Genomic DNA, 11,189 nt, shown 5'->3' on the forward strand with positions numbered 1-11,189 from the left:
CGCTTCGCGGCTCCTCAGGGCAAGGTCATTCCAGGACGCCCCGCCGGTGCCGCCTGGCACCCTCATGCTGAGGAGGCCGCGTGAGCGGCCGTCTCGAAGCATTGGGCCGCCATGCGCCGGCCGGGCTACCCCCACTTCGATATTGCGTCACGGCGGGCGAAGTGCATACTCCCGGCGCTTTCAGGCGGGCCCGGAATGGTCTAGGGTCCGGCCTTCGGATACCGCACGCCCCGGAAGACGCCATGCATCGCTATCGTACCCATACCTGCGCCCAGCTTCGTGCCGAGAATGTCGGCGATACCATCCGCCTGTCCGGCTGGGTGCACCGCAAGCGCGATCATGGCCAGCTTGTCTTCGTCGATCTGCGCGACCATTACGGCATCACGCAATGCGTCATCGACACCGATTCGCCGGTCTTCCAGGCGGTCGAGACGGTGCGCCCGGAAAGCGTGGTGATCGTCACCGGCCGCGTGGTGAAGCGCGCTGCCGAGACGATCAATCCGAAGCTGCCGACCGGCGATATCGAGGTGCGCGTCGATAGCTTCGTCGTCGAATCCGCCGCCGATGTGCTGCCGCTGCAGGTGGCGGGCGACGAGGATGCCGGCGAGGAAACCCGCCTGCGCTATCGCTTCCTCGATCTGCGCCGCGAACGTATCCACAAGAACATCCTGCTGCGCTCGCGCGTCATCGCCTCGATCCGCAACCGCATGGTCGAGTCCGGCTTCACCGAGTTCCAGACGCCGATCCTGACCGCCTCCTCGCCGGAGGGCGCGCGCGACTTCCTGGTGCCAAGCCGCCTGCATCCGGGCAAGTTCTACGCTCTGCCGCAGGCGCCGCAGCAGTTCAAGCAGCTGATCATGATGTCGGGCTTCGACCGTTATTTCCAGATCGCGCCCTGCTTCCGCGACGAGGATAGCCGGGCCGACCGCAGCCCCGGCGAATTCTACCAGCTCGATTTGGAGATGAGCTTCGTCGAGCAGGAGGACGTGTTCGCCGCCGTCGAGCCGGTGCTGGCCGGCGTGTTCCGCGAATTCTCCGACTGGAGCGTACCGGACCAGTTCCCGCGCATCCCCTATGCCGAGGCGCTGCTGAAATACGGCAGCGACAAGCCGGATCTGCGCAACCCGCTGATCATCAGCGACGTGACCGACATCTTCGCCGACACCGATTTCGCGGTGTTCCGCAAGAACATCGAAAAGGGCGCCGTGGTGCGCGCGATCCCCGGCCCCGGTTGCGGCAGCCGAGCGGTCTGCGACCGCATGAACAGCTGGGCGCAGGGCATGGGCGCGCCGGGCATGGGCTACATCATGCTGGCCGAGGGCGAGGGCCGCGGCCCGATCGCCAAATTCCTGTCGCCGGAAAAGCTGGCTGACCTGAAGGCCCGCACCGGGCTGGGCGATGGCGACGCCGTGTTCTTCGCCTGCGACAAGCCGCTGAAGGCGGCCCAGCTGGCCGGCCAGGCCCGCACCAAGCTGGGCACCGATCTCGATTTGCTGGAAAAGAACGTGTTCCGGCTGTGCTGGATCGTCGATTTCCCGATGTTCGAGCTGGACGAGCAGACCGGCAAGATCGAGTTCTCGCACAACCCCTTTTCCATGCCGCAGGGCGGCAAGGAGGCGCTGGAGACCATGGACCCGCTGGATATCCTGGCCTACCAGTACGACGTGGTGTGCAACGGCGTGGAACTGTCGAGCGGCGCGATCCGGAACCATCTGCCGGACATCATGAAGAAGGCGTTCGAGATCGCCGGCTATTCCGAGGCTGTGGTGGAATCCAAATTCCCCGCCTTGTGGAACGCCTTCCATTACGGTGCCCCGCCGCATGGTGGCATAGCACCCGGCATCGATCGCATCGTCATGCTGCTGGCGAACGAGCCGAATATCCGCGAGGTCATCCTGTTCCCGATGAACCAGAAGGCGGAAGATCTGCTGATGGGCGCGCCGAACGAAGTGACGCCGGAGCAGTTGCGCGAACTGCATATCCGCCCGGCCCTGCCGCCGGAAAAGAAAAGCTGAGGCCGAATGGCGGGGGATCGCCCGGGATATGAGCTTGAGGCGCAGATCGGCCATCTGCTGCGCCGGGCTCACCAGCGGGCGACCTCCCTCTTCCTCGCCTCGATGCAGGAACACCAGCTGACCCCCACGCAATGGGCGGCGCTGGTGAAGCTGAGCGACGAAGGCGCGCTCTCGCAGAACCATCTCGGCCGGCTGACGGCGATGGACCCGGCGACCATCCAGGGCGTGATCCGCCGCCTCGCCGCCCGCAATCTGATCTGCCGCGCCGAGGACCAGAATGACCGCCGCCGCGCCGTGCTGCGCCTGACCGACCAGGGCCGCGCGCTGGTCGACCAACTCTTCGCCACCGCCGCCGGCGTCAGCCGCGAAACCCTCTCGCCGCTCTCCGCCGAGGAACAGACAATCTTCCTGAAACTGCTGCGGCGATTGGCTTAGGCGCGCCTTCCGCCAAGGATGACCGTGGTACGCTTGACGTCACGCGGCACATTCCTCATTCTATTCTTATGATAAAAAGCTTCTCCGATAAGGAGACGCGCGCGCTTTTCGAAGGGCGGCGGGTGCGGCGATTCCAAGCAATCGAAGCGCAGGCGGCCCGGCGGCTGCAATTTCTCGATAGCGCCACGCGAATCGAGGATTTGATGCTGCGCCCGTCCCATCGCTTCGAAGCGCTGAGCGGCAAGCGGAAAGGCCAATACAGCATCCGCATCAACGATCAGTGGCGCTTGTGCTTCCGTTTCGCCGATGGCGATGCCTTCGATGTCGAGATTGTCGATTACCATTGAGGAGAGCGCGATGAGCGATCCCGTCAACGCCCTTCCGCCCCAGCATCCGGGCCTGTTCCTCGCCGAGGATTTGGCGGAACTGGGATTGTCGGCACGGGCCTTCGCGGCGCTGCTGGGCGTACCGCATAATCGTATCGCCGCCATTCTGCGGGGCGAGCGGGCGATCACCGCCGACACTGCCCTTCGGCTGGCGCAATATTTCGGCACCTCGGCCGAGGTCTGGATGAATTTGCAGCAAGCCTACGACCTGAAGGTAACGGCGGCGGAGCGCGGCAAGCAAATCCGCGCCACGGTAAAGCGCCACGCCGCCTGAGCCGCCGCGCGTCGTCTCAGGCCCCAGCATCCCTCTTGACGCCTGGCCGGAAGCTCCATCAGTATATCCGAAACCATACGTACACTAATAATTATCGGACCGGGGGAAACCCGGCCGGAAACAGGGATCGGGCTTCCCGGCAGCGAGTCCGCCTCCAGCGAGGGGGTGGCCAGCCAATAGGGAGATCAGCGTGAGCGAGGGCCGGTATTTACGCCCGCAAAGGCTGGACGAGGCAGTGGACGCGCTGAAAGGCGGCGGCTGGAACCTCGTCGCCGGCGGCACCGATCATTACCCCGCCCGTGTCGTCGAGCAGCGCCCGGAAGATATACTCGACCTCACCGGCCTGACCGATCTGCGCGGCATCGGCGAATTCCCCGACCATTTCCGCATCGGCGCGCTGACGCGCTGGACCGACCTGATCGAAGCCCCCCTGCCCGGCTGGTTCGACGGGCTGAAGCAGGCGGCGCGCGAGGTCGGCGGGGTGCAGATCCAGAATCGCGGCACCATCGCCGGCAATCTGTGCAACGCCTCGCCCGCCGCCGACGGCGTGCCGGCGCTGCTGAGCCTAGACGCCTCGGTCGAGCTGGCCTCGGCCGGCGGGGTGCGCATCCTGCCGCTGGCCGATTTCATCCTGGGCAACCGCAAGACCGCGCGCCGGCCGCATGAGTTGATGACCGCGATTCTGACGCCGAAGCCGGCGCGCCCGGCCCGCGCGCGGTTCCTGAAGCTGGGCGCGCGGCGCTATCTGGTCATCTCCATCGTCATGGTGGCCGGGCTGCTGGAAGTCGAGGAGGGCCGGGTTGCCGGCGCACGCCTCGCCGTCGGCTCCTGCTCCGCCGGGGCGCAGCGATTGCCGGCGCTGGAAGCGGCGCTGACCGGCCAGCCGGCGGATGCCGGCCTGGCGATGCTGGCGACGCCCGAGCATCTGGCCGGCCTCTCGCCGATCGACGATATCCGCGCCGATGCCGGCTACCGGCGCGACGCCGCGCTGATCCTGGTCCGGCGCTGCCTGGCCGACCTGGGAGGCCTGCGATGAACGCGCCGCTGCCGGAGAACCGCATCCGCTTCACGGTCAATGGCGAGAGCGTCGCCCTGGCCGCCCCGCCGATGCGCCGGCTGAGCGCGGTGCTGCGTGACCAGCTCGGCCTTACCGGCACCAAGATCGGCTGCGACGCCGGCGATTGCGGGGCCTGCACGGTGCTGCTCGACGGCCGCCAGGTCTGCGCCTGTTTGGTGCCCGCCGGGCAAATCGACGGGGCCGAGATCGTCACCGTGGAAGGGCTGGCGCGCGACGGGGCCCTGAACGCGCTGCAGGCCGCCTTCCATCGGCATGGGGCGGCGCAATGCGGCATCTGCACGCCGGGCATGCTGATGGCCGCCACCGAGCTGCTGGCGAAGAACCGCCAGCCGGACCGGACCAAAATCGAGGATGCGCTGGGCGGCGTGCTGTGCCGCTGCACCGGCTATCGCAAAATCGTCGACGCCGTGCTGGATGCCGGCGGCATCGCCGCCCCCGCTACCGCCGAGCCCGTCATCGCCGAAGCCGGCGGCGCGGTGGGCGCGCGCATCCCGCGCAAGGATGGCGTGGCGAAGCTGACCGGGGCGGAGAAATTCGGCGCCGACGCAGCGCCCGCCGACTCGCTGTGGCTGCGCGCGGTGCGCTCGCCGCACGCCCATGCGCGTTTCACGCTGGGCGACCTGGCGGCGTTCGCGGCGGCGCATCCGGGCATCGAGCGCATCTTCACCGCGCGCGACGTGCCGGGCAGCAACAGCTTCGGCATCTATCCCGACCTGAAGGACCAGCCGGTGCTGGCCGACGGCTATGTACGCTTCCGGGGCGAGGCGGTGCTGGCGCTGGTCGGCGACCGCGCGGCGCTGGCCAACCTTGCCGATGCCGACCTGCCCATCGCCTGGGACATCCTGCCGCCGCTCTCCGGCACCGTGGCGGCGATGGCCGAGGGCGCCCCGGTGCTGCATCCGGGCAAGGCCGACAATGTGCTGATCCGCGGCCATGTCGCGCGCGGCGACCTTGCCGCCGGCTTCGCCAAGGCGGCAGCGCGCACCAGCGGCCGGTTCGAGACCGGCTTCGTCGAACATGCCTATATCGAGCCGGAGGCCGGCTATGCCCGCCGGGTCGGCGCGCGCATCGAAATCGTCGCCTGCACCCAGACGCCCTATATGGACCGCGACGAGGTGGCCCATGTGCTGGGCATCGCGAAGGAGGCCGTGCGCATCGTGCCGACCGCCACCGGCGGCGGCTTCGGCGGCAAGCTGGACATGTCGGTGCAGCCGCTGCTGGCGACGGCCGCCTGGCTGCTGAACCGGCCGGTGCGGATGATCTATCACCGCCCGGAATCGATGGCGTCGACCACCAAGCGCCACCCGGCCCGTATCGAGGTCGAGGCGGCGGCGGATGCCGAGGGCCGCCTCACCGCCTTCCGCTTCCAGGGCGATTTCAACACCGGGGCCTACGCCTCCTGGGGGCCGACCGTCGCCAACCGCGTGCCGGTGCACGCCACCGGCCCCTACAAGGTGGGATCGGCGCTGTGCGACAGCCGGGCGATCTATACCAACGACACGCCGGCCGGCGCGTTTCGCGGCTTCGGCGTGCCGCAGGCGGCCATCGCGCATGAGGCGGCGATGGACGATCTGGCCTTGCAGCTCGGCATCGACCGGCTGGAATTCCGCTATATCAACGCGCTGCGGCCGGGCGACGCGACGCATTGCGGCCAGGTGATCGAGCAATCTGTCGGCATGGCCGCCTGCCTGGAGACGCTGCGCCCGCGCTGGCGGCAATTGATCGCCGAGAACATCGCCTTCAACGCCCAAAACAGCGACAGGCGGCGCGGCGTCGGCATCGGCTGCATGTGGTATGGCTGCGGCAACACCTCGATGTCGAACCCGTCGACCATGCGCCTGGGGCTGAAGCCGGACGGCCGGCTGGTGCTGTATAACGGCGCGCACGATATCGGCCAGGGCAGCTACACCATCATGGCGCAGATCGCCGCCGACGCGGTCGGGCTGCCGGTCGATCTGGTCGACCAGGTCCATGCCGATACCGATCTGACCGCCGATGCCGGCAAGACCTCTGCCTCGCGCCAGACCTTCGTGTCGGGCAAGGCGGCGGAGTTGGCCGGGCTCGACCTGCGCGCCGCCCTGCTGCGCCTCGCCAATGCCGGGCCGGATGCGGTGCTGGCGCTGGACGGGCCGGTGCTGACGATAACCGACGGGGCGGATGTGCGCCGCCTCGACCTGCGGGAGATGAGCACGACAGAGGGAGACGTGCTGCTGGGCGAAGGCACCTTCGATCCGCCGACCACGCCGCTGGACGAGAACGGCCAGGGCGTGCCCTACGCCACCTATGCCTTCGCCGCGCAGATCGCCCAGGTGGAGGTCGATATGGAGCTGGGCACGGTGAAGCCGCTGCTGATCGCCGCCGCGCACGATGTCGGCCGGTCGATCAACCCGATGCTGGTGGAAGGGCAGATCCAGGGCGGCATCGCCCAGGGCATCGGCCTGGCGCTGATGGAGGAGTTCATTCCCGGCCGTACCGAGAATCTGCACGATTACCTGATCCCCACCTTCGGCGATGTGCCGGACATCGAAATGCACCTGATCGAGGATGCCGAGCCGCTCGGCCCCTACGGCGCCAAGGGCATCGGCGAGCCGGCGCTGGTGCCGACCGCGCCGGCCATCCTGGGAGCGATCCGCGACGCCACCGGGGCCGTGATCCGCCAGGTGCCCGCCTTGCCGCACCGGGTGCGCAAGGCAATGCTGGAACAAGGCCGCACGCCATGAACGACGCCACGCCGACCCCTAACCAGCAGGACGGGCCGCAAGACGCTCAGCAAGACGGCGAGATCGTCCGCTGCGACGCCTGCCCAGTGATCTGCCGCATCCGCAAGGGCCGCACCGGGGCCTGCGACCGCTACGGCAATGTCGAGGGCGTGCTGATGCGCCTGGACCCGGTGGTCGTCACCCAGCAGGTGCAGCGCAGGCAGGGCGCGGTGGTGCCCTTCCTGGCCGAGGAGTGGGACGGCAGGCTGGTTGCCGGCGCGCCGACCTTCCTCACCGGCATCGGCTCCGGCACCACCTATCCGGACTATAAGCCCGCCCCCTTCATCGTCTCCGCGCAGCACCGGGGCGTCGATACGGTGACCGTGGTGACGGAAGGCATTTTCAGCTATTGCGGCGTGAAGCTGAAGATCGACACCGACCGCTATCTCGGCCCCGAACAGGCCGCCGTGCGCTATGAGGGCGAGCCGGTCGGGCATGTGACCACCGCCGAATACGGCTCGCAGATGCTGTCGCTGGGCGGCGTGCATCATCTGACCGGCGGCAGCAAGAAGGAGGGCAACGCCACCTGCGCCGCGATGCTGGCGCTGTGCAACAAGCAGCCCGTCGAGCTGACCATCGATGGCGGCTCGACCATCGTCGCCCAGGCCGGCCGGCCGCCCATCGTCGATTCCAGGCAGGAGCAGCGCATGCGCGTCGGCTGCGGCTCCGCCACCATCGGCATCTTCGCCAAGCAGTGGCACGAGCATGCCGACGAGGTGATCGTGGTGGACGACCACATTACCGGCGTGTTCACCGAACACCAGGCCGGCAAATATCTCGATGTGCGGCCCGCCGGCATCCGCGTGCGCGGGCGGCGCTCCACGCCAGGGCGCTATTTCCAGGTCGCCAGCCCGGGCAGCGGCTGGGGCGGCACGGACGTGACCGACCCGCTCTCCATCATCGACCGGATCGACCCGAAGACCGCCTGGCCCGGCCTGCGCCTGCTGATGGTCTCCACCACCGGCGAGGACCACGCCTATTTCGTGCTGGACGAAAATCTTGTGCCGGTGCCGCACCCTCTGCCGCCCAGCCTGAACCCGGTGGTCGAGCGGATAGACGAGAATTGCGAGCCGGCGATGACCTCGGTGCTGTTCATGGCCGGGGCCGGCGGTTCCCTGCGGGCCGGCGTGACGGAAAACCCGGTGCGGCTGACGCGTTCCGTGCGGGAACTCGTCACCCGCGTCACCTGCGGCGGCGCGCCGGTCTATGTCTGGCCCGGCGGCGGCATCACGCTGATGGTCGACGTGACCCGCATGCCGGAAAATTCCTTCGGCTATGTCCCGACGCCGGCGCTGGTCGCCCCCATCGAATTCACCCTGCCGCGCGCGGAGTACGAGGCGATGGGCGGCCATACCGGCGAGGTGAAGCCGCTGGAGACGCTGCTGGCCGAAATCGGCAAGACGACCGTCGCCGCGCCGCAGCCGGGGGAGAATCCCTGGCCGCTCGACCCGCAGGAACGGCCATGAGCGTCCAGCACGCCCTGCTGCCGGACGGAAGGCTGCATTTGCAGCATGGCCCGATCGATTTGGTGATCGGCGCGGACGGGCCGGCGCGGGAAGTGCGCTTGGCCTATAGCCAGGCCAGCGAAGCCTTCGAGGGGTTGCTGGCGGCGCTGGTGCTGGAATTGCCGATCCTGCGCGCGCCCATCGGCGAGGCGCTGCCGGCCCTCGCCCACCCCGCCGCCCGGCGCATGGCCGCCGCCGTGCATCCGTTTCGCGGCCTCTATGTGACGCCGATGGCCGCCGTGGCCGGCTCCGTCGCCGACCATGTGCTGGCGGCCCTGACCCAGGGGCGGGCGCTGGACAAGGCCTATGTGAACGATGGCGGCGACATCGCCTTCCATCTGACGCCGGGCGCATGCTTCCGCGCCGGAGTGGTGAGCGACCTGCGCGACCCGGTCTTGTCCGGCCTTGCGGAGATTCCCTACGAATCGCCGGTGCGCGGCATCGCCACCAGCGGGCGCGACGGGCGCTCCTTCTCGCTCGGCATCGCCGATTCGGTGACGGTGCTGGCGGCGACGGCGGCCCAGGCCGACGCGGCGGCGACGCTGATCGGCAATGCCGTCGACCTGCCGGGACACCCGGCGATCCGCCGCGCGCCGGCCCGCTCGATCGATCCCGACAGCGATCTGGGCAGCCTATCGGTCACGCTGAAGGTCGGCGCGCTGAGCGAATCCGAGATCGAAACCGCGCTCGAATCCGGCCTGGACCGGGCACAGGCCCTGCGCGAGGCTGGACACATCAGCGCCGCGATGCTGTCATTGCGCGCTCGCGTCAGGCTGTGCGGCGCTCCCCACATCCCGGAAATGCTGGAAACGCCATGAGCGATTTGGTCCATATCCGCAAGATCGTCACCATCGTCGAGGAAATCCGCCATGAGGGCGGTCCCGCACCCGACCGGCCGATCAAGCGCGCCGCCTGCCTGGCGGTGATCAAGAATCCCTATGCCGGCCGCTACGAGCCGGACATCACGCCGCTGATGGCCGCGCTGGAGCCGCTGGGGCTGGAGATGGCGCAGCGGCTGATCGACGCGCTGGGAGGCGATCCGAAGAAGGTGGAAGGCTACGGCAAGGGCTCGATCATCGGCACCGCCGGCGAGCTGGAGCATGGAGCCTGCTGGCATGTGCCGGGCGGCTATGCAATGCGCGGGCTGCTGGGCAGCGCCAAGGCCATCGTGCCGTCTGCCACCAAGGTCGGCGCGCCGGGGGCACGGCTGGACGTGGCGCTGGGCCATAAGGACGCCGCCTATGTGCGCAGCCATTTCGACGCGATGGAGGTCGGCATCCACGACGCGCCGCGCGCCGACGAGATCGTCTATTGCCTGGTAATGACCGATGGCGGGCGCATCCATGCCCGCGTCGGCGGCCTCCAGGTGCATGAGATCAAGGGGGAGGACGGCCTCCGCTAACAACCCAACCCGTTCGGGAACAGTATCGCCGAGAGTTTGACGCATGGGGATGAGCATGATGAACCGTAGACGCTTCAATGGCCTGGCGCTCGCCGCCGGCCTCACCACCGCCCTCGCCACCACCGGAGCCGGCCTCTGGTCACCTGCTTCGGCCGCCGACAAGATCATTCTGGGCGACATGAATTCCTACACCAGCATGGCCGCCTTCGCCGTGCCCTACCGCCAGGGCTGGCAGCTGGCGCTGGAGGAGATCAACGCCGCCGGCGGCATCCTGGGCAAACAGGTCGAGGTGGTCAGCCGCGACGACGGCGCGAAGCCGGCCGACGCGGTGACCGTCGCCAACGAGCTGGTCAGCCGCGAGAATGCGACCCTGCTGTTCGGCACGCTGCTGTCGCATGTCGGCCTCGCCGTCTCCGACTTCGCCAAGCAGAAGAAGGTGATCTTCATCGCCGCCGAGCCGCTGTCGGATTCCATCGCCTGGCAGAAAGGCAACCGCTACACCTTCCGCCTGCGCCCCGGCACCTATGTGCAGGCGGCGATGCTGGCCGAGGAAGCCGCCAAGCTGCCGGCCAAGCGCTGGGCGACCATCGCGCCGAATTACGAATACGGCCAGTCCGCCGTCGCCGCCTTCAAGGAGCTGCTGAAGGCGAAGAAGCCGGATGTCGAGTTCGTTGCCGAGCAATGGCCCGCCCTGGGCAAGATCGACGCCGGCGCCGCCGTGCAGGCGCTGGCGGCGGCCGAGCCGGACGCCATCTTCAACGTCACCTTCGGCGGCGACCTCTTGAAGTTCGTGCGCGAGGGCAAGGTGCGCGGGCTGTGGGACAAGCGCCCCGTCGCCTCCATGCTGAGCGGCGAGCCGGACTGGATCGACCCGCTGAAGGACGAGGCGCCGGAAGGCTGGCTGGTCACCGGCTATCCCTGGTACGCCATCGAAACGCCGGAGCACACCAAGTTCCGCGAAGCTTTCCAGAAGAAGTTCAACGACTATCCGCGCCTGGGCTCCGTGGTCGGCTACGCCGCGCTCTATTCGGTGAAGGCGGCGATGGAGAAGGCCGGCACCACCGAGACCGAGAAGGTCGTCGACGCCTTCGCCGATCTGAAACTGCCCACCCCGGTCGGGCCGATCACCTACCGCGCCATCGACAATCAATCGACCATGGGCGCTTACGTCGGCACGCTGACCGTGAAGGACGGCATGCCGCACATGGTCGATTGGCGCTTCGGCAAGGGCGAGGACTACCTGCCGCCCGACGATGTGGTGAAGACCCTGCGCGCGAAGGATTGAGCCTGGGGCATCCCCCCTCCCCGCCCCTTCCCCCGCAAGGGGGGAGGGAG

Annotated in this window: 10 protein-coding genes; all 10 read left to right on the forward strand. The window is 68.4% G+C overall.

The window, feature by feature from the left end:
• Window positions 1-242 precede the first annotated feature (242 nt).
• The 10 genes from aspS (at window position 243) to AUP43_RS01315 (ending at window position 11,139) form a co-directional block, all read left to right on the forward strand.
• Window positions 243-2,015 (forward strand): aspartate--tRNA ligase, encoded by a 1,773-nt coding sequence (gene aspS, locus AUP43_RS01270; RefSeq protein WP_067551516.1) that lies wholly within the window; start codon window positions 243-245, stop codon window positions 2,013-2,015.
• 6 nt (window positions 2,016-2,021) lie between these two features.
• Window positions 2,022-2,450 carry a MarR family winged helix-turn-helix transcriptional regulator gene (locus tag AUP43_RS01275; RefSeq protein WP_067551519.1) on the forward strand — a complete coding sequence of 143 codons (429 nt, stop codon included), beginning with the start codon at window positions 2,022-2,024 and terminating at the stop codon, window positions 2,448-2,450.
• Between the two features lie 68 nt (window positions 2,451-2,518).
• Window positions 2,519-2,797: a type II toxin-antitoxin system RelE/ParE family toxin gene (locus tag AUP43_RS01280; protein ID WP_067551520.1), complete on the forward strand. Its 279-nt coding sequence runs from the start codon at window positions 2,519-2,521 to the stop codon at window positions 2,795-2,797.
• Window positions 2,798-2,807: 10 nt separating this feature from the next.
• Window positions 2,808-3,110, forward strand: coding sequence for a HigA family addiction module antitoxin (locus AUP43_RS01285; RefSeq protein WP_067551524.1), 303 nt, complete (start codon window positions 2,808-2,810; stop codon window positions 3,108-3,110).
• A 190-nt stretch (window positions 3,111-3,300) separates the two neighbouring features.
• Window positions 3,301-4,146 (forward strand): FAD binding domain-containing protein, encoded by an 846-nt coding sequence (locus tag AUP43_RS01290; protein ID WP_067551527.1) that lies wholly within the window; start codon window positions 3,301-3,303, stop codon window positions 4,144-4,146.
• The gene (locus AUP43_RS01295; RefSeq protein WP_067551530.1) at window positions 4,143-6,908 is read left to right on the forward strand and encodes a molybdopterin-dependent oxidoreductase; all 2,766 of its coding nucleotides are present in this window, start codon (window positions 4,143-4,145) and stop codon (window positions 6,906-6,908) included. The genes AUP43_RS01290 and AUP43_RS01295 overlap by 4 nt, the downstream gene beginning before the upstream one ends.
• Entirely contained in the window at window positions 6,905-8,413 is a 1,509-nt protein-coding gene (locus AUP43_RS01300) for a 6-hydroxynicotinate reductase (protein ID WP_067551533.1), read from the forward strand. The genes AUP43_RS01295 and AUP43_RS01300 overlap by 4 nt, the downstream gene beginning before the upstream one ends.
• The gene (locus AUP43_RS01305) at window positions 8,410-9,270 is read left to right on the forward strand and encodes a UPF0280 family protein (RefSeq protein WP_067551536.1); all 861 of its coding nucleotides are present in this window, start codon (window positions 8,410-8,412) and stop codon (window positions 9,268-9,270) included. The genes AUP43_RS01300 and AUP43_RS01305 overlap by 4 nt, the downstream gene beginning before the upstream one ends.
• Window positions 9,267-9,854 carry an amino acid synthesis family protein gene (locus AUP43_RS01310; protein ID WP_067551539.1) on the forward strand — a complete coding sequence of 196 codons (588 nt, stop codon included), beginning with the start codon at window positions 9,267-9,269 and terminating at the stop codon, window positions 9,852-9,854. The genes AUP43_RS01305 and AUP43_RS01310 overlap by 4 nt, the downstream gene beginning before the upstream one ends.
• A 55-nt stretch (window positions 9,855-9,909) precedes the next feature.
• Window positions 9,910-11,139, forward strand: a complete 1,230-nt coding sequence (locus AUP43_RS01315) for an ABC transporter substrate-binding protein (protein WP_157089179.1) — start codon at window positions 9,910-9,912, stop codon at window positions 11,137-11,139.
• Window positions 11,140-11,189 lie beyond the last annotated feature (50 nt).

The sequence above is a fragment of the Oceanibaculum pacificum genome (assembly GCF_001618175.1).
In the GTDB taxonomy this organism is placed as follows: domain Bacteria; phylum Pseudomonadota; class Alphaproteobacteria; order Oceanibaculales; family Oceanibaculaceae; genus Oceanibaculum; species Oceanibaculum pacificum.